The organism is Geomonas ferrireducens, assembly GCF_004917065.1.
Lineage (GTDB): Bacteria > Desulfobacterota > Desulfuromonadia > Geobacterales > Geobacteraceae > Geomonas > Geomonas ferrireducens.
In genome coordinates this window covers 458,695-480,857 of the sequence record NZ_SSYA01000001.1, presented here as the reverse complement: position 1 = coordinate 480,857, position 22,163 = coordinate 458,695, and the positions used below count along the sequence as shown (strand labels likewise).

Annotated in this window: 19 protein-coding genes; 10 read left to right on the top strand and 9 right to left on the bottom strand. The window is 63.0% G+C overall.

What is annotated here, in order from left to right:
* Window position 1 precedes the first annotated feature (1 nt).
* From gspF to gspC, 4 genes are all read right to left on the bottom strand, one after another.
* A complete protein-coding gene (gene gspF / locus E8L22_RS02165) occupies window positions 2–1,204 on the bottom strand; it encodes a type II secretion system inner membrane protein GspF (protein WP_136523639.1) in 1,203 nt (400 codons plus the stop codon).
* Window positions 1,185–2,747, bottom strand: coding sequence for a type II secretion system ATPase GspE (gspE, locus tag E8L22_RS02160; RefSeq protein ID WP_136523638.1), 1,563 nt, complete (start codon window positions 2,745–2,747; stop codon window positions 1,185–1,187). The genes gspF and gspE overlap by 20 nt, the downstream gene beginning before the upstream one ends.
* Window positions 2,748–2,763: 16 nt before the next feature.
* Window positions 2,764–4,671, bottom strand: coding sequence for a type II secretion system secretin GspD (gene gspD / locus E8L22_RS02155; RefSeq protein ID WP_162604801.1), 1,908 nt, complete (start codon window positions 4,669–4,671; stop codon window positions 2,764–2,766).
* 130 nt (window positions 4,672–4,801) lie between these two features.
* Entirely contained in the window at window positions 4,802–5,698 is an 897-nt protein-coding gene (gene gspC, locus E8L22_RS02150) for a type II secretion system protein GspC (protein WP_136523636.1), read from the bottom strand.
* A 488-nt stretch (window positions 5,699–6,186) separates the two neighbouring features.
* Here gspC and mqnB point away from each other — a divergent pair, with 488 nt between their 5' ends.
* From mqnB to E8L22_RS02130, 4 genes are all read left to right on the top strand, one after another.
* Window positions 6,187–6,924, top strand: a complete 738-nt coding sequence (gene mqnB / locus E8L22_RS02145; RefSeq protein ID WP_136523635.1) for a futalosine hydrolase — start codon at window positions 6,187–6,189, stop codon at window positions 6,922–6,924.
* A gap of 192 nt (window positions 6,925–7,116) precedes the next feature.
* Window positions 7,117–7,977 carry a 1,4-dihydroxy-6-naphthoate synthase gene (locus tag E8L22_RS02140; RefSeq protein WP_136523634.1) on the top strand — a complete coding sequence of 287 codons (861 nt, stop codon included), beginning with the start codon at window positions 7,117–7,119 and terminating at the stop codon, window positions 7,975–7,977.
* Window positions 7,978–8,053: 76 nt separating this feature from the next.
* The gene (locus E8L22_RS02135; RefSeq protein WP_136523633.1) at window positions 8,054–10,258 is read left to right on the top strand and encodes a PAS domain S-box protein; all 2,205 of its coding nucleotides are present in this window, start codon (window positions 8,054–8,056) and stop codon (window positions 10,256–10,258) included.
* A 107-nt stretch (window positions 10,259–10,365) separates the two neighbouring features.
* The gene (locus tag E8L22_RS02130; protein ID WP_136523632.1) at window positions 10,366–10,830 is read left to right on the top strand and encodes a septal ring lytic transglycosylase RlpA family protein; all 465 of its coding nucleotides are present in this window, start codon (window positions 10,366–10,368) and stop codon (window positions 10,828–10,830) included.
* Window positions 10,831–10,905: 75 nt separating this feature from the next.
* Here the strand turns inward: E8L22_RS02130 and E8L22_RS02125 are convergent, their stop codons facing one another.
* Both E8L22_RS02125 and E8L22_RS02120 read right to left on the bottom strand, forming a co-directional pair.
* Window positions 10,906–12,003: a CFI-box-CTERM domain-containing protein gene (locus E8L22_RS02125; RefSeq protein ID WP_136523631.1), complete on the bottom strand. Its 1,098-nt coding sequence runs from the start codon at window positions 12,001–12,003 to the stop codon at window positions 10,906–10,908.
* A 184-nt stretch (window positions 12,004–12,187) separates the two neighbouring features.
* A complete protein-coding gene (locus E8L22_RS02120) occupies window positions 12,188–14,125 on the bottom strand; it encodes a tetratricopeptide repeat protein (RefSeq protein WP_136523630.1) in 1,938 nt (645 codons plus the stop codon).
* Window positions 14,126–14,455: 330 nt separating this feature from the next.
* Between E8L22_RS02120 and E8L22_RS02115 the strand changes: the two genes are divergently transcribed.
* The 3 genes from E8L22_RS02115 to thiL are packed head-to-tail and all read left to right on the top strand — an operon-like array spanning window position 14,456 to window position 18,313.
* A complete protein-coding gene (locus E8L22_RS02115) occupies window positions 14,456–14,896 on the top strand; it encodes an Hsp20/alpha crystallin family protein (protein WP_136523629.1) in 441 nt (146 codons plus the stop codon).
* A 10-nt stretch (window positions 14,897–14,906) separates the two neighbouring features.
* Window positions 14,907–17,342, top strand: a complete 2,436-nt coding sequence (gene lon / locus E8L22_RS02110) for an endopeptidase La (protein ID WP_136523628.1) — start codon at window positions 14,907–14,909, stop codon at window positions 17,340–17,342.
* A complete protein-coding gene (gene thiL, locus E8L22_RS02105; RefSeq protein WP_136523627.1) occupies window positions 17,339–18,313 on the top strand; it encodes a thiamine-phosphate kinase in 975 nt (324 codons plus the stop codon). The genes lon and thiL overlap by 4 nt, the downstream gene beginning before the upstream one ends.
* On the opposite strand, the gene E8L22_RS02100 is transcribed toward thiL, so the two are convergent.
* Entirely contained in the window at window positions 18,310–18,708 is a 399-nt protein-coding gene (locus E8L22_RS02100; protein ID WP_136523626.1) for a secondary thiamine-phosphate synthase enzyme YjbQ, read from the bottom strand. The two genes, thiL and E8L22_RS02100, sit on opposite strands and share 4 nt — an antisense overlap.
* 103 nt (window positions 18,709–18,811) lie before the next feature.
* Window positions 18,812–19,270 (bottom strand): tetratricopeptide repeat protein, encoded by a 459-nt coding sequence (locus E8L22_RS02095; RefSeq protein WP_246044517.1) that lies wholly within the window; start codon window positions 19,268–19,270, stop codon window positions 18,812–18,814.
* A gap of 687 nt (window positions 19,271–19,957) precedes the next feature.
* Between E8L22_RS02095 and folK the strand changes: the two genes are divergently transcribed.
* The 3 genes from folK to fsa are packed head-to-tail and all read left to right on the top strand — an operon-like array spanning window position 19,958 to window position 21,355.
* Complete coding sequence (gene folK, locus E8L22_RS02090) at window positions 19,958–20,446, top strand: 2-amino-4-hydroxy-6-hydroxymethyldihydropteridine diphosphokinase (RefSeq protein ID WP_136523625.1); 489 nt, start codon at window positions 19,958–19,960, stop codon at window positions 20,444–20,446.
* Between the two features lie 8 nt (window positions 20,447–20,454).
* The gene (locus tag E8L22_RS02085; protein ID WP_198419364.1) at window positions 20,455–20,691 is read left to right on the top strand and encodes a YHS domain-containing protein; all 237 of its coding nucleotides are present in this window, start codon (window positions 20,455–20,457) and stop codon (window positions 20,689–20,691) included.
* Between the two features lie 19 nt (window positions 20,692–20,710).
* On the top strand, window positions 20,711–21,355 hold the full coding sequence (gene fsa / locus E8L22_RS02080; RefSeq protein WP_136523624.1) for a fructose-6-phosphate aldolase: 645 nt from the start codon (window positions 20,711–20,713) through the stop codon (window positions 21,353–21,355).
* 102 nt (window positions 21,356–21,457) lie between these two features.
* Here fsa and E8L22_RS02075 read toward each other — a convergent pair whose 3' ends face one another.
* Entirely contained in the window at window positions 21,458–22,069 is a 612-nt protein-coding gene (locus E8L22_RS02075) for a DedA family protein (RefSeq protein WP_136523623.1), read from the bottom strand.
* Between the last annotated feature and the right edge of the window lie 94 nt (window positions 22,070–22,163).

Below are 22,163 nucleotides of genomic sequence, written 5' to 3'. Positions count from 1 at the left end.
ACTATTTAACCAGCTGGTTCAGTTGCATGATGGGGAGCAGTACCGCGATGACCATGAAGCCTATGCTGAGTCCCATGCCGAGGATCAGCATAGGCTCCAGAAGCGCCATGGAACGGGTCACCTGGGCGTTGAACTCCTTCTGGAAGGCGTCGCCCGCCTTGATGAGCATGGCGTCGAGTTCGCCGCTCTTTTCGCCCACTGCGGTCATGTGGGTCAATAGCGGCGGGAAGAGAGGGCTCGTCTTGAGCGCTCCGGAGAGGCTCCCACCCTGGATCAGGGTCTCCCGCGCCTGGGCGAGAAAGCTCTTGTACTCGCGGTTAACCACGGCCTCGCCGGTGATCTCCATCGCCTTGATGATGGGGACGCCGCTTTGCAGCAAAAGGCCCAGCACCTTGGCGAAACGAGACAGCACCAGGCGGCGCCAGAGCTGCCCGGCAATCGGAAGGCGCAGGATGAAGCGGTCGCGCCTGATGAGAAGCTCCTCGTTCGTCTTCACCCGTTTCCAAGCGGCGACCGCCAGGATGGCGAGTACGCCCATGGCCCACCACCCCTTCCTTACCAGGGTGCTCGCCTTGATGAGAAGCACGGTGACGAGCGGCAGGGTCGCCTTGTTGCTCTCGAAGACCGCCGAGATCTTCGGAACGACGAAACCAAGCAGCACCATCATGACGCCGACTCCGACCACCACCATGATGGCGGGGTAGATGAGGGCGGTGATGACGCGGCTTCTAACCTCGGCCTGGTCCTCCTGGAACTCGGCCAGGCGCTCCAGCACCACGTCGAGCGCGCCGCTCGCCTCGCCGGCGGAAACCATGCCGATGTAGCTCTCGGAGAATACCTGCGGCTCCGCGGCAAGTGACTGGGCAAGCCCCTGGCCCTCGGCGAGCCGGTCCCGCACCCGCCCGAGCACGCGCTTCAGCTCGCCGGGCGCCTCCTGCTCCCATAGCGTCGCGACCGCCTCGTACACCGGGACGGCGCTGCCCAAGAGGGTGGCAAGGCGCCTCGTGGCAAGGGAGAGGTCGGGGACGCTGACGCCGGAACCAAACGACCAGCGCGAGCCCGCCTCGGTCGCCGGGGCGATCTCCTTGGCGAAGAGACCTTTTCCCTTGAGCTGCAGGCGCGCCTCGGCTTCAGTCGCCGCGTCCATGGTGCCGGTGACCTCGGCCCCCTTCTGGTTGAATGCGCTATAGCGAAAGGTCGGCATAGTCGTCCTGGGTCACCCTCAGGACCTCCTCGATGGAAGTGATCCCCTGGGCCGCCTTTAAAAGACCGTCCTCGCGCAGGGTGCGCATCCCTTTCGAGACTGCGTACTCCTTGATGGCGCCGGAGGAGGCCTGCCGGATGATCATGGAGCAGAGCTCCGCGTCGATGGGGAGGAGCTCGTAGATGCCGACCCGGCCGATGGTCCCGAGGTTGAAGCACTTCTCGCAGCCGCGGCCGCGGTACAGAAGCGGCGGGAGCTCGACACCGGGATAGCTGCGGTCCGGGACGTAGGACTCTTTGCAGTGCGGGCAGATCACGCGCACGAGACGCTGGGCGAGCACCGCGGAGAGCGAAGAGGCGACCATGAAGGGCTCGATCCCCATGTCGATGAGTCGCGTCACCGCGGTAGCAGCGTCGTTGGTGTGCAGGGTGGAGAGGACCAGGTGGCCGGTGAGCGAGGCCTGCATGGCGATCTCGGCGGTCTCGGCGTCGCGGATCTCGCCGATCATGACGATGTCCGGGTCCTGCCTGAGGATGGAGCGCAGACCGTTCGCGAAGGTGAGGTCGATCTTCGGGTTCACCTGGATCTGCCCCACACCCTTCAACTGGTACTCGATCGGGTCCTCGACCGTGATGATGTTCTTCTCCGGCGAGTTGATCTGGGAGAGCGCCGCGTAGAGCGTCGTGGTCTTGCCGCTGCCTGTCGGGCCGGTGACCAGGATGATGCCGCTCGTGCGGGACAAAAGCCGCTCCATGACGAGGTCGTTCTTGTCCGAGAGGCCGATCTCCTTCAGGGAGAGCACGCCGCGCTGCTTGTCCAGAAGCCTCAACACCACGCGCTCGCCGAAGAAGGTCGGGATGAGCGAGACGCGGATGTCAACGTCGCGCCCGGCGACCTTCACCCGGATGCGGCCGTCCTGCGGCAGCCTCTTCTCGGCGATGTTCAGCCCCGACATGATCTTCACGCGGGAGGTGAGCGCCTCCTGGATCACCTTCGGGGGGGAGAGCATCTTGTAGAGCAGGCCGTCGATCCGGAAACGGACCTCGAGCTCCCGCTCGAACGGCTCGATGTGGATGTCGCTTGCACGCTCCTTCACCGCCTGGAAGAGGATCGAGTTCAGAAGCCGGATCACCGGCGCCTCGTCGGTCAGCTCCATCAGGTCGCGCGGCTCGTTAAACGAGGTGGCGAGGGTGGAGAGTTCCTCTCCCTCGAGTTCCTCGACGACCTCCTGGGCGGAGCCGGAGAGGCGCGAGTAGAGCCGGTTCACCGCGTCGATGAGGACCGGCTGCGGGACCACGACGGTGCGCACCGGAAGCTGGAAGAGCCCCGCCATCTCGTCGAGAGCCAAGAGGTTAGCAGGGTCGGCGCTCGCTGCCACCACCGCGCCATCCTCCTCGCGCAGCGGCAACAGGAGGTTGTTCCTGGCGAAGTTCAGGGGCACCCGGTTAACCAGGGCGCCGTCCACCTTCGTGTCGTCGATCTCGGCCTGGAAGGGGAGGCCGAGGCGTTCCGCTATGCTTTCTATATCGAGCGTTTCTGCCATGGGAATAATTCCGCCGTTACTGGTTGCGAATTTCGGGCTTGTCCGCGGTCACCGACTTCGGCTTTTCCTCCAGCGCTCGCTCCAGGTTGAAGGGGGCGTTGTTCTTCACCGCATCGGAGAAGTTGTTCCTTTGGGTCGCCGAAACCTCGGCCAGGTCGCGCGCGTCCTTGATGATGCGCGGGGTGAGCATGATGAGGAGGTTCGTCTTGTCCCGCTTGGTGGTCTTGGTCTTGAAGAGCCAGCCCAGCCCCGGGATATCGCCCAAGAGGGGGATCTTGCTCTCGGTCACCTGGTCGGTGTCCTGTATCAGGCCGCCGATCAGCACGGTGTCCGTGTTCTTCACCACCACCGAGGTCTTGGCGGAGCGCTTGGTGCTCCCGAGGTTCGGGTTGGACGCGGTGCCGAAGTCCTTCACCGCGGAGATCTCCTGGTAAATGTCGAGCTTTACGTACTCGCCCTCGCTGATCTGCGGCTTGATCCTCAGGATGATACCGGTGTCCTTCCTCTCGATGGACTGCTGCGAGAGGCCGGTCGAGGTGAGGTTCGTGCCGGAGAGGAAGGGGACGTTCTCACCGACGAAGATCTCCGCTTCCTTGTTGTCGCTGGTCATGATGTTCGGGGTGGAAAGTACGTTCAGCGCGCCGTTGGTCTGCAGAGCCTGCAGCACCACCGGGAAGGCGACCTTCCCGGAGAGGCCCGAGGTGTCGATGCCGGCGGCCTTCATGGCGGCGACGGTTGTGGTGAGGCTGGTGACGGTGCCGAACGGATCGAAGGTGCCGACCGAGATGGCGGTGCCGTTGGACGCGGCGCTGATCGCCCCGACCTGTACCCCGAGGTCCTTGGCCTTGTTCACCGACACCTCGGCGATCATCGCCTGTACGAAGACTTGGCGGCTTCTTCTGTCCAGCTTCTGGATCACCTGCAGGAGGTTCTGGTAGTCGGTCGGGGAGGCCATGATTACCAGCGAGTTGGTGGCCTTGTCCGGGGTGATGGTGATCTTTCCACCCTCGAAGACGGCCTGCTGCGGTGCGGCCGCGGTGCCCCCCGGTGTCGTGGCGGCAGGTGTGGTGGAAGTTCCCTTCACGAGGCCGTCCAGCACCTTGGCGACCTCGGTCGCCTCGGCGTTTTCCAGGTAGTAGACGTTAACCTTGCTGCTCGTGGTCGGCGGCACCACGTCGACAAGCTCGATCAGCTTCTTGACGTCTGCCTTGTCCTTGTCCGAGCCGAAGATGATGAGGGCGTTCAGCCTCGTGTCGGCGACCACGGGGGCCGCGCCGGTGGCGGCGGTAGGCGCCCCAGGCTTCGCGCTCTGCTTGCCGGAGAGCCAGTCCTTCACCATGGCGGCGACGCTGTCGGCGGCGGCGTTTTTGAGGAAGACCAGTTCGGCCCCCTCGCGCACCTGGTCGGTATCGATATGTTTCAGGATCCCGAGGATCTTCTGGATGTTGTAGGCGGAGTCGATGACGAGGATGAGGTTTGCAGCGCCGAAGGCCGAGATCTGGCCGTCCTTGGAGACCAGGGGCTGCAGGAAGGTCACCGCGTCCTGCGGTGCCACGTGCTCCAACTGGATCACGCGCGCCTGATAGCTGTCGTTCACCGTCCCCTTCTCGCCGTCGTAAAGCACCTTCACCCCGGCCTGTTTGGCCGCCGCGGTCGGCACCACCTTCATCACCTTGCCCGCCGGCACCACGGTGAAGCCCTTCAGCTCGAGCACCGAGGTGAAGACGTTGTACGCCTCCTCGTTGGAGAGCTTGGCCGGGGAGAAGACGGAGATCTTCCCCTTGACCCGGTCGTCCATGATGAAGTTCTTGCCGGTGAGGTCACTGATGAATTTCACCATGGTGGCGATGTCCACGTCGGTGAAGTTCAGCACCACCCCCTTCGCGAAGACGAGGTTCGGTGCGGCGATCAGGAACATGAGCATGGCGGCTATGCGGGTAACTCTACTTTTCAATGCACCCCCCTAAAACCGGGTCGAGGTCGAGACGAACCTCAAGCCGGCTGGTGACAGCTTTTAGTGACAGATGATCTTTGGGTCTTTGCGGCAACCTTCTTTACCGTATGTCGTAAGTGAATGTGGTGGGCTGGCCGTCCCGGATCAGGTCGAGCTTGATCCGGCTCTGCCCCTTGAGCGAGGCGAAGGACTGGATCGCCTTCTCCGGGGAGTCGATCGGGAAATCGTTCATCCTCAAGAGGACGTCGCCGTTTCTGATGCCGACGGTGCCGAAGATCCCCTGGGGCTTCACCTCGGTGGCACGGAAACCCTCGACCTTGCCGTCCTTCATGCTCGGCAGGAGGCGCGCGTCGGTCATGGCCTGCCCGATGTTGTCAAGGGCCGCGTTCAAGGCGCGCTGGTCCACGATGTAGTTCCCGGCGCCGGCGGAGGCGGCGAGACCGCCGCCGGACGCGGGTGCCGCGGGGGCCGCCGCTGCAGTCGCCGCAGCTTCCGCTGCCGCGGTCGGGGTGAGGATCTTCACCCTTTTCCCTCCCACCAGGATCTCGGCCACGTCCTTCTTGACGGAAACCAGCGGTCCCGCCGAGAACACCGTCTCGCCGAGGCGGAAAACCCGCTCCTCGTGGGTCGAGCTCTTAAGCACCAGCGCGAAGGTTTCGCGGAACGAGCCGACTGCGGTCCCCAAAAGGATCAGGTCGTTCACCGCGGCGGGGGGAGGCGCCGCCGCCTGCCCCCCGGCGGCCGAAGCTGTCTGCACGATCGGGGTCAGTCTCCCCTGGGTCGCCTTGCCGAACAGGGCGCGCTCGAGGATGGGACCGAAGGTAAGGAGGTCCTGGCTCGCCGCCGGTGCGGTCGCGCTCTGCGAGGCAGGTTTCTGCGCGTTACGTGGGTAAAGTCCGGAGATCTTGAAGCTCAGCAGGTCCGCTGCGATGAGCGCCGCCACCGCGATGATGGCGATGCCCAGGGTTATGTTCAGGGGGAGAATCCAACGCGGCATGAAAGACCCTTCTCTGCGAGTAGTCGAAACGGTGCGAATATATTAGATGGCCTTGAGTTATGCAACAAAAAAGGGGGTACGAGTGCTGCTCCGGAGGCCCTCCGGCACGCTCGTTCTTCCCCCCCTGCATCGACGTCGATTCGCCTTTGCGTTTCCGGCGCCGGACCGCTGCAGCTTCAGCTCATGGAGGTGAAGGATAATGAGAGCTTGCGCTGCCCGTGCCTCAACCAAACGCCACAGTTACAGCAAAACCTGTGCCGCCGCTTCTGGAGCGAAGTCGCAGGGCCTATTGTAACAAAACCTTCCCGCATTGCCACACTTTTTCCAATGAAGGCCATCGGGCTCGTCCGATGTTCCCGCCAATGGGTGCCAAGGATGCCCAAGGAAGGCAAGCGGCTTTTTGACTTCCGACGGCTTTTTGACAGCGTTGTTGAACTGCCGCCGACTGCTGTGTTAGACTCGCGCAACCACGCACCTTGGAGCCGCACATGAGACGAGTCGTCGTTACCGCATCGACCAGGATGGAACTCTCGCAGCTGATCGAAGCCGCTTCCGCACAACCGGCCTCCGGGGTGGGGCACCTCCCCCTTTGGCGCGGCGAGCTCGCGGGGCAGGAGCTCTTCATCGCCCAGACCGGCATGGGCAAGGCGAACGCCGCCTGCGCGGCGACCGTTCTTTGCGAGCGTCTTACCCCTCACCTTCTCATCAATACCGGCTGCGGCGGCGCCTTCCCCGGCTGCGGGATCGGCGTCGGGGACATCGCGGTCGCCGACGCCGAGTGTTTTGCGGACGAGGGGGTGCTGACCCCTGACGGGTGGCGCGGGCTCGACATAATCGGCATCCCGCTCTACGAGGGGAAGGGGGAGCGCGTCTTCAACCGCGTCCCGCTGCCGCTTGAGCCGGCCCGACGCGCGTTCGCGCATGCTGCTGCCGAAGGCTTTGCCGCCGCCCTCGGACCCTTTCTCACCGTTTCCACCTGCTCCGGGACCTCCCGCCGCGGGGAGGAGATGCTGCGCCGCTTCCCCGGCATCTGCGAGAACATGGAGGGGGCGGCGATCGCCCACGTTGCCCTCATCTACGGCGTTCCCTGTCTCGAGGTGCGCGGCATCAGCAACATGGTGGAGGACCGGGACATGTCGCGCTGGGACTTAAAGCGTGCCGTAGGCGAGGTGCAGCGCTTTCTCTTCACCCTTCTTAAGTGCCCCGATGCACTCTTCGGGGGCTGATCTGCACCGTTTTCTCTTCGTATGCTTCCTTCCGTTTGCAGTGTCGCTCCTATATATATCGCGCGCTCGTTAAGCTTTTCTTGCACAACCTTCCCTCAAGTAGTATATTGGTGAGTCTTAAAAACTTTGCAAGGGGCGGATCTGAGAGACAACCCGGCCTCTTTGACTGATTTATCGGAGCTTGTACAAGACATGGATTGCGTACTGTCAGAAAACGGGCAACGCCCGACGCTCACCCTGGGCTTTTCTCCCTGTCCCAACGACACCTTCATCTTCGACGCCCTGATCCACGGGCGGGTCGACTGCGGTTTTTCCTTTCGCGAGCAGCTCGAGGACGTTGAGACCCTGAACCGGATGGCGCTTTCCGCGACGCTGGACGTTTCGAAGGTCTCCTACCACCTCCTCGGGCACATCCTGAAGGACTACCTCCTGCTCAGAAGCGGGGGGGCGCTCGGGCGCGGCTGCGGCCCCCTGGTCGTCGCGCGCGACGGTATCGACCCGGAAAAGCTTGCCGGCAAGAGGATCGCCCTCCCCGGGCAGTACACCACCGCGGCGCTTCTTTTGAGGCTTTTCAACCCGTCGCTTGCCGACTTCGTCTACCTTCCGTTCCACGAGATCATGGGCGCGGTCGCCGACGGTTCGGTCGCGGCCGGGGTGATCATCCACGAGTCGCGCTTCACCTACCAGGGGTACGGCCTGAAGAAGGTGCTCGACCTGGGTGAGTGGTGGGAGCGGGAGACGGGGCACCCCATACCGCTTGGCGGCATCGCGGCGAAACGCTCGCTCGGGCGGGAGGCCCTTTTATCCCTGGAGCGTGGGCTTGCGCGGAGCGTGGAGTACGCCTTCGCCCACCCCGGTGAGGCGCGTCCTTACATACGCGCCCACTCGCAGGAGATGAGCGACGAGGTGTGCGACGCCCATATTTCCCTCTATGTGAACGACTTCTCCCGCGGGCTCGGCCCCGAGGGGGAGGATGCCGTGCGACTTTTGCTTAACCGGGCGGCCGAAGCGGGGATCATACCCCGCTGGCAGGAGCCGCTGCTGATCTCGTGACAGGGATACCTCTCAAGTTATCTGCCTTGCTGCCGAAACGGGGATGAGCCGTACGTAGCATTGTGGAGGAATGTGCATGACCAAGCCCTTCAACTGGAAGCGGCACATAGCGGTGGCTTTTGGCTTCATCCTGCTCTTCTGGGTGGGGGACGCGCTCATCGACGCCCTGCTTCTGGGACGCGAGCCGCTGCGCGCACAGCTCACCGCACCGAACGGGTACGAGCTCGGGATGCGCACCTTCTACGCGTGCCTGCTCGGCGTGTTCTTCGCTTCCCTCTCGGTACTTTGCGAGCGCAGCCGCAGGGTGGAGACGGCGCTGCGCCATTCCGACGACCTCTCCAGCATGTTCCTTGCCTCCTCGCGCGACGCGATCTGCGTGGTGCGGACCGACGACTACACCATCGTCAACTGCAACGGGGCCTTCCTCGCCAAATATGCTCTGGCTGAAGCAGAGGCCGTCGGGCGAAGCTTTCCTGAGCTGATCACCCGCTACGGGCTCTCCGAGCAGGTCATGAGCCAGCTCTCCCAGTGCGTCTGCACCGCCACTGCGGTAAGCAGCGAGATAAGCTACCACACCGAGGATGGCGGCAGCCGCTACGAAGAGATTTCCATCCATCCCATCGGCGACCTGCAACAAGGCATCCAGACCGTCCTTTACGCGGCGCGCGACATCACCTCGCGCCGCAGCTCCCAGGAACAGCTGGAGGAGTCCGAGGCCCGCTATCGAGCCATATTCGAGAACACCGGGACCGCCATGGCCATCGTGCTCCCGGACGGCACGCTCCAGACGGTGAACCGCGGCTTCGAGGACGCCACCGGGCTTTCGCGTGAGGAGCTCGAAGGGAAGAAGCTTTGGACCGAGTTCCTCGGCAGCTGCGATTCCGACGGGATCGCGGCCGCACCGCTCGTCGATGAGCCGGCCACGCCAAGGCGCAGCTTCGAAGTGCAGCTTGTGGACAGAAACGGCGCGGTACGCACCATGGTCGGCAACTGGGCCCCCATCGAAGGGACCGAACAGGCGGTGCTCTCCCTGGTCGACATCAGTGCCCACAAGGAAGTCGAGGAGGCGCTTAGGGAAAGCCGCGCCACCCTCGCCGTCGCGCAGCGCATAGCACGTCTCGGCAACTGGGATTGGGATCTCGCCACCGACACGCTCATCTGGTCCGACGAGATGTTCCGCATCCACGACGTGGACCCCGCAGACTTCACCCCTTCCCACGAACTCGTCCTGCTGGCGGTCCACCCGGATGACCGTGAGATGGTGATCCGCTCCGTGAACGACGCCATCTACAACCGCAAGAGTTACCAGATGGACTACCGCATCGTGCTGGCAAGCGGGGCGGTCCGCACTCTGTCGGCACGGGGCGAGGTGACCTACGACGCGCAGGGCAGACCGCTGCACATGCTCGGCACCGCCCAGGACATCACCTGGCGCATCGAGGCGGAGCAGGCGCTCAGAAACTCTGAAGAGAAGTTCTCCAAGGCCTTCCATGCAAGCCCCGACTCCATCGTCATCACCCGCGCCGAGGACGGCACCTACATCGACGTCAACGAGGCGTTCCAGGAGATCACCGGCTACCGCAGGGAGGAGGTCATCGGCAGGACCTCGACCGACCTGCTGCTTTGGGCGGACCCCGACGCCAGGATGGTGATGCTGAAGCTTCTGAACGAGCACGGCCATGTGCGCAACCTGGACGTCCGCTTCCGGGTGAAGTCCGGCGAGATCCGCGAGCTTTTATGGTCCGCCGACGTGATCGAGTACCAGGGGGAGGCCTGCCTGATCGCCATCTCGCGCGACGTCACCGACCAGCGCCAGATGGAGCGGGAGCTGCTCGAGAGCGACGCACGCCTTTACATGAAGCACGAGGAGCTGAAGAACGTCTTCCACCAGATGGAGGGAATCCGGCGCGAGTGGGAGGAGATCATGGACTGCATCTCCGACATGTTCATCCTCTCCGACCAGTACGGCAAGATCCGCCGCTTCAACCGTGCCGTCGAGACCTTCACCGGCAAGGCGCACCGGGACATCGTCGGGCGCGACTGCCTCTCCTTCCTCGAGGAGCATGGGCTCAAGGGGCACCTGGCCGCTCCGGGGATCGAGCTTCTGCACAAGGAAACCGGGAAGTGGTTCGTCCTCAAAAGGCACGCGTTTCCGACCGCCGAGGTGGACGGCACCACGCGCGAGGTGGTCATCATTAACGACACGACCAATATCGGCCGGCGCCCCGAGGAGGTTGGGGGGCACGAAGCTGCGCCGGTACAGGTGTCCGCCGTCCGGTAGAAAAACCTGCGCAAGATTAAAGGGTTGGCCGCCTCTGGGCTCATTGGAACTTGACTTCGCCGCGGGGGTATGTTATACGAATGCCTCGCCCAACAAAGGAGGTGCGCATGGCATCACCCGAGCGGAGTCTCAGGCTGGTGCGCATAGTCGCCCTGGCCCTGATGCTCCTCCCGATCCACACGCTTCCCCTGCTGGCTTCAGAACAAGTAGTAAAACCGGTAGTAGAATCCTCTGTTGAAAAAGTAGAACCGCAGCAAAAATCGGTGGTGAAAAAGCTGATCGGCATAGCGACCTACTATGCCAAGAAGTTTCATGGCAGGGAAACCACCTCCGGAGAGCGTTACCATCCGGAGAAGTTGACCGCCGCCCACCAGAGCCTGCCGTTGGGGACCAAGGTTCTCGTAAGGAACCTCGCCAACGACAAGGAAGTTACGGTTGTTATCAACGACCGTTGCCGCAAGAAGAGTTTCCCGTTCATCGATCTTTCACGGGCTGCGGCAAGGAAGCTGGGTTTCTTCGGAGAAGGGAAGGCCAAGGTGGCCATCATCCCGCTCACCGAAGGCGAATCCTAGAAACATCAAAATACAATCTGGGCGAACAGAGGAAAAGGCCGGGGGCAACCCCGGCCTTTTTTCGTTGATGCGCAGTCAGGCGCGCGAGGAGCGGCGCCGCTTAAGGGGGAGGAGCGCCGCGCTCGCGAGGACCAGTGCCGCGGCGACCGGCGGGTGAAGCATGAGCCAGGCGAAGAGGATGGCTGGGAGCAGCGCTGCGCGCACCGGAGCCTTGAGCCAGGGGTGTTCCTCGATGGAGTGCGCCCAAGCCGGACCATGGCGGTAATACCAGGCCACGAAGGCGCGGCCGGGAGCGTTGGTGACAAGGTAGCGGTCCCTGAAGCTGCGCAGCAGTTGCACCTTGGGAGCGAGCGGCGAGCCGTAGGCGGCGGTGGCGATGAAGCATCCTTCCTTCAAAACGATGACCGGGCCTGCCGAGGTGGTTGTTGCGCTCATACTGTTGGAGAGCGGGCTCAACTGGAGCGTCCCGACGCCTTGGCTCGTTTCCTCTGAATAGACGCTCTCGTTGCCGCTTCCCGGGGCGGGCGCGAGCGCCGGGTTCACCACCGCGGTGACCGCGGCGTAGACGGTGCGCTGCGCCAGCGCTGAAACCGCCACGAAGTAAAATACGTTTTCCTCCAGGCCGGACAGGGTGGTCATGAGTGCCGTCGGGGTGGTGCCCCATTCCCCTACATCGATGAAGGTGTCAGGGCGCGCGTTGTCGTCGAAGTTGGTTTTACTGTAGTAGATGCGGTAACCGGTTGCGCCGGGTACCGTGTTCCAGGTCACCTGGAAGGCGCCTGCGGCCGGGGCGAGGGAGACGAGCCCGGGGGCGGGCGGCGTAGCAGGCGGTATGGTCGAAAGTCCGCTCAGGCTGGCGCTGTTGCTGGTCAGTGGGATTTGGACGGGTGAAGCCCCCTCGCGGGCCTCTACGCCGTTGTACGTTCCGGTGGCGTTGCCGTAGTAGACGCGGTAGGCGCTGATCCCGAGCGAGGTGGCGGGAGTCCAGCTGATCACCATGGTGTCGGGGGCGCTCAGGGCCGAGTTGACCCCGCCGGGGGGAGCCGGGGAGACTACCGCGGCGGCGAGAGCGGGTTCCAGGGGGGCGGGCGTCTCCTGGGCCGCAGCCGGCAGCAGGGCGAGCGCCGCCGCGATGCATGCGCCAGAAAGAGTCACCCGCAGACCGGGCTTCATGTGGCCTCCTCGCCGGGCGCCTCAACGAGGCGTCATTCCGGACCGTGGAAGATTAAGAGGATCATCACCTGTCGCTAATAGTAATGTAAGGGCGGCCGCGCGCAAGGGGGCGTAAGTGCGGGAAACGAAAAAGGCAGCCGTTACCGGCTGCCTTTTCGCGTGGATCGGGGCCGCGGCCGCGGCTCTAATCTTCCTTGTGCTTCTTCTTGGAGCTCTTTTTCTTCTTGGAGGACTTCTTGGACGGCTTGTCGTCGCTGTCCTTGGATTTCTTCCCCTTCTTTCCTTTCTTTGCCTTGCTCCCCTTCGAAGACTTGGAGGAGCTGGACTTGTGCTTGCGATAGCTTCTCGGCTCCGGGTTGAACTCGTCCTTGATGTTGCTCAAGAGGACCTGGGCCTCTTCGAGTTCCGGGTCGGCCTTGCGGGCCGCCTCCAGCGACTCCTTCGCCTCGGCGATGTGGCCGTCTTTCATCTGGACCCTTCCCATCGCGTTCAACGCCTTCGCGTGGTCGGCCTTGAGCTTCACCGCCTCCTTGTACTCGTCCGTCGCGGCGGCGTAGTTCTTCTGGAACTCGTAGACCAGGCCCAGCTTGTAATGGGCGTTGGCATCGGTGGGAGCAAGCTCCACCCCTTCCTTCAGGAGCTTCGCCAGGGCATCGTAGTTCTTATTCTTTACGTAGATCGCGGTGAGCGCGGTCCGGGCGTCCTGGTCGTCCTTTTTCAGGCGCAGCACCTCCTGGTACTCGCCGGCGGCCTGGTCCATTTCGTTTCGTTTGCGCAGGAGCCCGGCGAGCTCGCGGTGGGCATCCAGCGACTCGCTGTCCAGCTTGATCGCGGTCTGGTAAGCGGTGATCGCCGAGTCGAGGTTCTTCGCGTTAACGTAGGCCCGCGCGAGCTTCAACTGGGCCCCCGCATCAGTCGGGGTCAGCTTGACGAGTTCCTGGTACTGCTCGAGCGCCTGCGGGAAGCTCCCCCTCAGGGTGTAGATGTCGGCTAAGCGCTGTCTGGCCTGGACGTTGTCCGGCGTGCTCGCGAGCACCTGGCGGTACTCGACCACCGCCTCGTCTAGGAGCGCTTTTCTCTCGTAGATCCCGGCGAGGTTCAGGTGCAACTGCGGGTTCTCCGCTTTGTTCCTGATCGCGTCGCGGTAGTAGTTCATCGCCTCGTCTTCGCGGCCCGCTGCGATCAGGGCGTCCCCCAGGCGCTGCTGCGCCACCGCGTCGTTGGGCTCCTCGGCAAGCCTCAGGCGGTACTCGCTGATCGCCATGTCGAGGTCCTTGGCGGTCCGGTGCTGCTCGGCAAGCGCCATGTGGTCCACCTTGGGGGCGTCCTTCTCGGCCGAGGCTGTTCCGGCGAGCATGCGCTCGTAGTCGGCGCTCTTCTGGTCACCCTTCTTCGCGTACCCCTCGGAGAGGAGGCGGTGCACCTCCTTGTTCTTCGGGTCGGCGATGGCCGCCTGTTTCAGCTCGTTGACCCCCTTATCGGTCTCGCCGCGGGCGAGCAGGAGCGCACCAAGGCCCAGGCGTGCCCGTGCATTGCCGGGCTGGATGGCGAGCGCCTTGCGGTACTCGTCCTCCGCTTTTTGCTGCTGCCCGAGGGCCTGGTAGGAGACGGCAAGGTCGCCATGCAGGGAGGCGTCTTCCGGGAAGGCGGCGAGCGCCTCGGTGTAGTGGAAGACGGCGAGTTGGTGCAGATCTTTTTGGGCGAGGATGCGGGCCAGCCCGCCGTGGTAGCGCGGGTCGCCGGCCTTGAGCCCCTGGGAGAGCTCGACCGCGGCCTCTTCGCTTGCCCCTTTCTGCTGGTGCAAGAGCCCCAGGTTTCCGCTTGCCGGGTAGAACTCCGGGTCGAGCGCGAGCGTCTCGCGGTACTCCTGGATGGCCGCGTCGATGTTGCCGCTGCGCTCGAAAGCAAGCGCCTTAAGGTAGCGCCCGGGGGCGCCGGTGGGGCAGAGCTCTGCCACGCGCTTCTCGGCGTCGTTTCGTTTCTGCTCGCTCGCCTGCGGCGGGAGCTCCATGATGATCTTCTTCGCCTGCAGGCAGCTGTTCGTCGCCGGGAAAGGCCAGCTGAAGCCGGTGCCGAACAGGGTCACCGCAAAAAGCGATGAAAGTGCTACGTATCGTTTCATGTAAGGCCCTTTTGAAAATTTAATGAGGACATGGAAGGCGCCGTGGGCGCCGGCGGCTCGGTCCTGGGGACCGTGCGAGGATGGCGGATTATACACATCGGGGGTGCTAAATTCAATTCCAAAACGCCAATCATTAACGATACCGATCCTTTGCGCCCCGGAAGCCTTGCCTGGCGCGGGGGCTCCAAGGTTAAGGCGGATTACCTTGACTTTCATGATAAAGATGGTTAAATCATCTGCACCGGTCCGGGTGGGCACCACGGGGCCGGTTTTTCTTTAGCGGTCACGGCCCCGGCGGCCGGGAAGAGGGCGTCGGGCGAGAGGGTCGAAATGGCGGTGATTCCGAAGGAACCGTTGGAGTGGTTGAACCTGTTCCGCCAGCAGATGGACGAGATCTTCCGTTATCTCACCACGCTTGAGGGGCGGGAGGGAGTCGCCGAAAAGGAACATGCCCCGCTGGTGGACATCTACGAGACCGGCAACTCGTTCGTCGTCGAGGTCGAGCTCCCCGGTTGCAACCGCGAAGACATCACCCTGAGCCTTTGCTGTTCCACCCTGGTGATCGAGGGGAACATCCGCGAGGAGACCGACCCCGGCGCCACCTATATCTGCCTCGAGCGCCCCGCCGGGCGCTTCTGCCGGGCCGTCGAGGTCCCCCCAGGCGCCGACCTGGACGGGGTGAAAGCCGGCTGCCGCAACGGTCTGCTTACCGTGGCGTTCCCCTGGCGCAAGAACGACAAACCGCACATCCGGGAGATCCCGATAGAGTAAGGAGAAGTACATGGAAAACAGGCAGGAGACCGAAGAACTGAACATACCGGATGTTCTGCCGCTGCTCCCGGTTCGGGACGTGGTCGTCTATCCATACATGATTCTGCCGCTTTTCGTGGGGCGGGAGATATCGATCGCCGCCGTCGATCACGCACTCTCCAAGGACCGCATGATCTTCCTTGCGACGCAGCGGGACGTGGGGGACGAGGACCCGGCACCCGAGGCGATCTACGAGGTCGGCACGGTCGCCATGATCATGCGCATGCTGAAGCTCCCCGACGGCAGGGTTAAGATCCTGGTGCAGGGGCTCACCAAGGCGCGCATCACCGAATACCTGGCCGACAAGCCCTTCTACTCGGTGCGCATCGACCGCATCCTGGAGCCCGCCGCCCCTGAGAATACCCTCGAGGCCGAGGCGCTCATCCGTACCGTCAAAGAGGAACTCGCGAAGATCGTGGCGCTCGGCAAGGCCGTTTCCCCCGAGGTCATGGTCATCGTCGAGAACATGCAGGAGCCTGGTGCCCTGGCCGACCTGGTGGCGAGCAACATAGGGCTCAAGGTCGAGGAGGCGCAGGGGCTTTTGGAGGTGGTCGATCCGCTGGAGCGCCTGAAGCGCGTGAACGACCTCTTGAACAAGGAGAGCGAGCTTCTCAACATGCAGGCGCGCATCCAGTCCGCCGCCAAGGAGGAGATGGGTAAGAGCCAGCGCGAGTACTACCTGCGCGAGCAGTTGCGCGCCATCCAGCAGGAGCTAGGCGAGACCGACGCGCGCAGCGAGGAGATGGCGGAGCTCAGAAAGTCCATCGAAAACGCCAAGATGCCTCAAAACGTCGAGAAGGAGGCCCTGAAGCAGCTGGGGCGCCTGGAGCAGATGCATCCGGACGCCGCCGAAGCGGGTATGCTGCGGACCTTCCTCGACTGGATGGTGGACATCCCGTGGGGGAAGGCGACCAAGGACTCCCTCGAGATCAACCGCGCCTCCGAGATCCTCAACGAGGACCACTACTTCCTGGAGAAGGTGAAGGAGCGCATCCTCGAGTTCCTGGCGGTCAGGAAACTCAAGAAGAAGATGAAGGGCCCGATCCTCTGCTTCGTCGGCCCCCCGGGGGTCGGCAAGACGAGCCTCGGCAAGTCCATCGCCCGCGCCATGGGGAGGAAGTTCGTGCGCATTTCCCTTGGGGGCGTGCGCGACGAGGCCGAGATCCGCGGGCACCGGCGCACCTACGTCGGCGCGCTTCCCGGTCGCATCATCCAGGGGCTCAAGCAGGCCGGCTCGAACAACCCGGTCTTCATGCTCGACGAGCTCGATAAGCTCGGGAGCGACTTCAGGGGGGATCCCTCCTCGGCGCTTTTAGAGGTGCTCGATCCGGAGCAGAACAACAGCTTCTCGGATCACTACATAAACCTCCCCTTCAACCTCTCCAACGTGATGTTCATCGCGACGGCGAACCAGATGGACACCATCCCCGGTCCGCTTAGGGACAGGATGGAGGTGATCAACCTCGCGGGCTACACCGAAGAGGAGAAACTCGGCATCGCCAAGCGCTACCTCGTGCCGCGCCAGGTGAAGGAAAACGGCATCACCGAGGAGATCGTCGTCTTCTCCGAGGAGGCCTTGAGGGCGATCATCGCCAAGTACACCCGCGAGGCGGGGCTTAGGAACCTGGAGCGCGAGATCGGCAGCGTCTGCCGCAAGGTGGCGCGGAAGTACGCCGAAGGGAAGGGTGAGAAATTCGTCATCACCGCGGGCACCGTCGCCAAGTACTTGGGCCCTCCGAAGTTCCTGCGCGAGGAGGAGATGGATAAGAACGAGGTCGGCGTGGTCACCGGCCTTGCCTGGACCCCCGTGGGGGGCGAGGTGCTCTTCGTCGAGGCGACCGTGATGAAAGGGAAGGGGGGGCTGACGCTCACCGGCCAGCTGGGCGACGTGATGAAAGAGTCGGTCCAGGCGGCACTCTCCTACATCCGCTCCCGGACCACGGAACTGCACATAGGCGAGGACTTCAGCTCCGGCATCGACATCCACGTGCACGTCCCCGCCGGCGCCATTCCGAAGGACGGACCCTCGGCTGGGGTCACCATGGCGACCGCGCTGGTCTCGGCGCTCACCAAGATCCCGGTCAGAAAAGAGGTTGCCATGACCGGCGAAATCACCCTGCGCGGCAAGGTGCTCCCGATCGGCGGCCTGAAGGAGAAGATCCTCGCCGCGGCGCGCCTCGGCGTCACCACGGTGATCATCCCGGTGCAGAACAAGAAGGACCTCGAGGACGTTCCGAAGACCATCCTCAAGAAGCTGAAGATCGTCACCGCCTCCAACATCGACGATGTACTGGCGGTCGCCCTCGAGAAGTATCCCCCCCCGGCGCCCAAGCCTCAAAAGGCTGAGCCTCCGAAGACCAAGGTGAGGACCAGGGTCCCGGTATCCACGGTGAGGGGCAAGGCTTGAAACTTGCTGAACTCGGGGAATTCGGCCTCATCGACAGGATAAAGGCACACGTCGCCGCGTCACCCTCGGTGCTTCTGGGCATCGGGGACGACGCGGCGGCGCTCGTTCCCACCCAAGGATTCGTCACCCTCATCACCTCCGACATGCTCCTTGAAGGGGTCCACTTCGACCTCTCCTTCTGCGATCCGCGCACCCTCGGCAGGAAATCGCTTTCCGTCAACCTATCCGATGTCGCGGCCATGGGGGCGCACCCGCGCCACTTCCTGCTCGGCGTGGCACTTCCCAAGGACGTACCTCTGGAATTCATGGACGGCTTCATGGCCGGTATGCTGGAGCAGGCGGAGCGCTTCGGCGCGACCCTGGTCGGCGGGGACACCTGCGCCTCCAAGGGGGGGCTTGCCATCTCGGTCACCGCGCTTGGCGAGCAGCGTCCCGAGCTGGTCTTGAAGCGAAGCGGCGCGCAGCCGGGGGATTTGGTCTGCGTGACCGGGACGGTCGGGGACGCGGCGGCGGGGCTGAACCAGCTCATGCGCGGGGAGCGGGAGGGATTCCTGGTTTCGCGGCAGCTCGACCCGACCCCGAGGGTGGAGGCGGGGATCGCCCTCGCCGAGGCGGGGTGCGTCACCGCCATGATCGACGTAAGCGACGGGGTGCTGCAGGATTTGGGGCACATCTGCGAGATGTCAGGCGTGGGTGCGCGTCTGGAGCTTGCGAAGCTGCCGCTGTCCGACGAATACCTCTCCGAGTGCGCCGAAGACCCGTTCGCCCTGGCGCTCTCGGGTGGGGAGGACTATGAGTTGCTGTTTTGCATTCCTGAAGGTAGGGATGCTGAAGCCATGGAGGTCTGTGCCCGCGCCGGAGTCCCGGTTTCCGTGATCGGAACGGTCACCGCCGGCTCCGGAATCGAGCTCGCCGCTCCCGACGGGACGCCCTACCGCGCGCCGAGGCGCGGCTTCGACCATTTCGCCTAATCCCCGCTGATCCTCACCGCCACGCGCCGCTCACGCGGGCCGTCGAACTCGCAGAAGTAGAGCGCCTGCCAGGTCCCCAGCAAAAGCTTGCCCCTATCGATCAAGAGCCTCTGGCAGGTCCCCACCAGGGTCGATTTCACGTGCGCCGCGGAGTTTCCTTCCGCGTGGGTGAAGTAGTGCGCGTCCGGCACCAGCTGGTCGAGGCAGTTCGCGATGTCCCGCTTCACCGCCGGGTCGGCCCCTTCGTTCACGGTGACCCCGGCCGTCGTGTGCAGCACGAAGACATCACAGGTGCCGCCTCCCACCATTGCCGCCGCGACCAGATCCTCCACCCGCGCGGTGATGTCGATCAACTCCGTCCTCTCCCTGCTTTTCAGCGTAATGTATTGGATCATCCGTCCCCCCGTCCGTTTATATATGGATCTCTCCTCCCCCGGAGATAGTTCCCCACCCTGCGGCGCTTCGTGGCACCCGCCACGGCATTCCCGGATGAGCCTTTTACTTTTTGAAGAGGCTGCTCCTTATCTTGCCAAGATACTTGTTGACCGGATTCCCCCTGGAAAGGAACGGGAGCACCGGCCGTTCCCGCTGCCCAAGTGCCTGCAAAAGTTTCGTGATGGCGGGATTCTTTCCCACCCTGAGTCCCAGATGCAGCGCCCTGATCGCCTCTTTCTTTCTTCCGGCGGCTAGGTAGATTGTGCCAAGTCGCAGGTAATGGTTCGAATTCTTGGGCTCTCTCTTGACCGCCTCCTGGCAGAGGGTTACCGCCGTCTGCACGTTTCCTGTCGCCTGGGCCAAAGCCAGGGCGTAAAGGGAGAGGTGCTCTGGCGTGCGCTCCTTTTCCAGGGCGGCATGCAGGTAGCGTTGCGCCACAGTGAAGCGGCGCGTTTCCAGCGCCTCCTTCCCGAGATGCACCAGTTCGTCGGTTTCCATTTCGGCAATCTCTGCAGTGTTCACGCGTTCTCCTGTTGTTGCTTCGCCGGTCGGCCGGTGCACGGGGAGGTCCGCGCCCTTGGCAGATTAAGATGGAAAAGTATAGCATCTAATCCACGTGCTGTGAAACTTCGGACCATCCTATCCGCCATGCCCGCGTTTCCACGAGAAATTTTACGGGCCCGGCCCCTGCAGAGAAAAGCTGCGGCGATTTAGGCTGAACCGGAACCTGATTGGGGTGAACCGGAACGAGCCCGTGGGAATTCGGAACGCGCGCGTGGGAATTTGCAACTTGCGCGTGCAAACTTGCAACGTGGTGGTGCAAACTTGAAACGTGCGCGTGCAAACTTGAAACGTGCGCGTGCAAACTTGCAACGTGGACATGCAAACTTGCAACGTGGTCGTGCAAACTTGAAACGTGCGCGTGCAAACTTGCAACGTGGACATGCAAACTTGAAACTTGCGCGTGCAAACTTGCAACGTGGACATGCAAACTTGCAACGTGCGCGTGCAAACTTGCAACGTGGACGTGCGAACTTGCAACGCGGACGTGTGAACTTGAAACATGGACGTGCGAACTTGAAACGTGGACGTATAAGTTTGCAACGCGCGCGTACCAACTTGGAACGCGTCCGTGGGGTGAACCGGCGCCTGATCCGAATCGCGGGGCAGGGTTGAAAAAAAAAGGGATTTATGTTCTAATCTGCCACTGTGGAACAATGCGCGTACATAGGACTGGGGAGCAACATCGGCGACCGCGAGTTGAAGCTTCTGATGGCGATTGCCGAGCTCGGGAAGCTGCCGCAAACGCGTGTCACCGCGGTGTCCCCCTTCTACGAGACCGAACCGGTCGGAGGGGTGCCCCAGGATAACTTCTACAACGCCGTGGTGCGCCTCAACACGGAGCTTGCGCCGCTCGATCTCCTGGCCCGGCTGAAGCGGCTGGAAAAGGACGTCTTCCACCGGGCGCCGTCGCAGCGCTGGGGCGCACGCAGCATGGACCTCGACATCCTCCTCTACGGCGAGCTGGTCATGACCGGCGACGAGCTCACCATCCCGCATCCGCGCCTGGCCGAGCGTCGTTTCGCCCTCCAGCCGCTGGCCGACCTCGCCCCCGACCTGGTACACCCGACCTTGGGCAAGCGAATCATCGAACTGTTGACGGAACTGACCTCTCCCGAGAAGGTGGTCAGGATCTAGGGGGAAACGTGAAATTTTTGATCTGGGCGCTTTTGGGGTACCTCGTGTACCGCATGTTCGTGGGGAAAGCGCCCCAAAAGATAGAAAAGCAGGAAAAAAGCGCCGCCGAGACCTTTCAGGACCCGGTCTGCGGCGTGTACATAGCCGAGGCCGACGCGGTGGTCGGCAGGCTGGAGGGGAAGCGCTATCACTTCTGCTCCATGGAGTGCCTGAGAAAATTCGAAGCGATGCAACAGCGGCAATAAACAACCAACCGGAGGAAAGATGAAGTTTTTTATCGACACAGCGGATGTTAAGGAAATTCGGGAGGCCAACGAACTGGGCCTGGTGGACGGCGTCACCACCAACCCCTCCCTGATCGCCAAGAGTGGCCGGCGTTTTGAGGAAGTGATCAAGGAGATCACCGAGATCGTGGACGGCCCGATCTCCGCCGAGGTCATTTCCCTTGAGCACGACGGCATGATCGCCGAGGCAACCGAGCTCGCGAAGATCCACCCGAACATCGTCATCAAGCTCCCGATGACCCCGGAAGGGCTCAAGGCGACCAAGACCCTGCACAAGCAGGGGATCAAGACCAACGTCACGCTGATCTTCACCCCGATGCAGGCTCTCCTCGCCGCCAAGGCGGGCGCCACCTACGTCTCTCCGTTCGTCGGCCGCCTGGACGACATCTCCCAGGACGGCATGGGGATCATCGAAGAGATCAGGACCATCTTCGACAACTACGGCATGGACGCCCAGATCATCGTGGCGAGCATCAGGAACCCCATACACGTGCTGAACTCCGCCATGATCGGCGCCGACATCTGCACCATCCCGTACTCGGTCATGCTGCAGCTTGCGAAGCACCCGCTCACCGACGCGGGGATCAAGAAGTTCCTGGAGGACTGGGAGAAGGTTCCCAAGTAAGGCGGGAGTTTCGAAGGGTGACGCGGGGGGCTCCCCCCCGCGACGGGTAACAAAGGCGTTATCTGAGGGCGGGTCTTGGACCCGCCCTTCATTTATGTGGGGTTATTCCGGCGAGCTGGCGCCGTTTCTGCGCTGCAGCTTCACGTAGATGGTGATGATCACGGCGCTTACGATGACGACGCCGATGAGCGCCTGGTGCGAGTACTTCATGATCAGGTCCTGGTTGCTCCCGATGAAGTAGCCGATGAAGGTGAGCACGGTGACCCAGATCCCGGCGCCCAAAAGCGTGTAGAGCGAGAACTTCACGTGGTTCATCCCGGCAAGCCCGGCGGGAAGCGAGATCAGGTGCCTGACCACCGGCAGAAGCCTCCCGATGAAGGTGGAGATTTCGCCGTGATCCTTGAAGAAGCGCTCCACCTTGGCGAACTTCTCCTCGGTGATGAAGACGTACTTGCCGTACTTAAGAACCAGGGGACGGCCGAGGTAGTGGGCCGCGTAGTAGTTGGCGTAGGCGCCGATGAGGCTCCCCACGGTGCCGCAGACGATGGCCGCGAGCATGTTCATCTGCCCCTGCTGCGCCAGGTAGCCGGCGGGCGGCATTACGAGCTCGCTGGGGATCGGGAAGACGGAACTCTCCATCGCCATCAGGAGGAAGATCCCCGGGTATCCCATCGCGCCTATCGTTTCTACCAGCCACTGTACCGCTGCGTGCATGCCTGACTCTCCTTTTGACTTTTTGTGCGGCGGTCATTCTATACGGGTCGCCGCAAAAAAACGACCAATTTAATATTTATCTCCGCCTGCCGGA

Bases quoted from the DNA above. Each gene is read 5' to 3' on its own strand.
- gspF (WP_136523639.1), bottom strand. From the start codon at position 1,204: ATGCCGACCTTTCGCTATAGCGCATTCAACCAGAAGGGGGCCGAGGTC.
- gspE (WP_136523638.1), bottom strand. From the start codon at position 2,747: ATGGCAGAAACGCTCGATATAGAAAGCATAGCGGAACGCCTCGGCCTC.
- gspD (WP_162604801.1), bottom strand. From the start codon at position 4,671: ATGCTCATGTTCCTGATCGCCGCACCGAACCTCGTCTTCGCGAAGGGG.
- gspC (WP_136523636.1), bottom strand. From the start codon at position 5,698: ATGCCGCGTTGGATTCTCCCCCTGAACATAACCCTGGGCATCGCCATC.
- mqnB (WP_136523635.1), top strand. From the start codon at position 6,187: ATGAGACGAGTCGTCGTTACCGCATCGACCAGGATGGAACTCTCGCAG.
- E8L22_RS02140 (WP_136523634.1), top strand. From the start codon at position 7,117: ATGGATTGCGTACTGTCAGAAAACGGGCAACGCCCGACGCTCACCCTG.
- E8L22_RS02135 (WP_136523633.1), top strand. From the start codon at position 8,054: ATGACCAAGCCCTTCAACTGGAAGCGGCACATAGCGGTGGCTTTTGGC.
- E8L22_RS02130 (WP_136523632.1), top strand. From the start codon at position 10,366: ATGGCATCACCCGAGCGGAGTCTCAGGCTGGTGCGCATAGTCGCCCTG.
- E8L22_RS02125 (WP_136523631.1), bottom strand. From the start codon at position 12,003: ATGAAGCCCGGTCTGCGGGTGACTCTTTCTGGCGCATGCATCGCGGCG.
- E8L22_RS02120 (WP_136523630.1), bottom strand. From the start codon at position 14,125: ATGAAACGATACGTAGCACTTTCATCGCTTTTTGCGGTGACCCTGTTC.
- E8L22_RS02115 (WP_136523629.1), top strand. From the start codon at position 14,456: ATGGCGGTGATTCCGAAGGAACCGTTGGAGTGGTTGAACCTGTTCCGC.
- lon (WP_136523628.1), top strand. From the start codon at position 14,907: ATGGAAAACAGGCAGGAGACCGAAGAACTGAACATACCGGATGTTCTG.
- E8L22_RS02100 (WP_136523626.1), bottom strand. From the start codon at position 18,708: ATGATCCAATACATTACGCTGAAAAGCAGGGAGAGGACGGAGTTGATC.
- fsa (WP_136523624.1), top strand. From the start codon at position 20,711: ATGAAGTTTTTTATCGACACAGCGGATGTTAAGGAAATTCGGGAGGCC.
- E8L22_RS02075 (WP_136523623.1), bottom strand. From the start codon at position 22,069: ATGCACGCAGCGGTACAGTGGCTGGTAGAAACGATAGGCGCGATGGGA.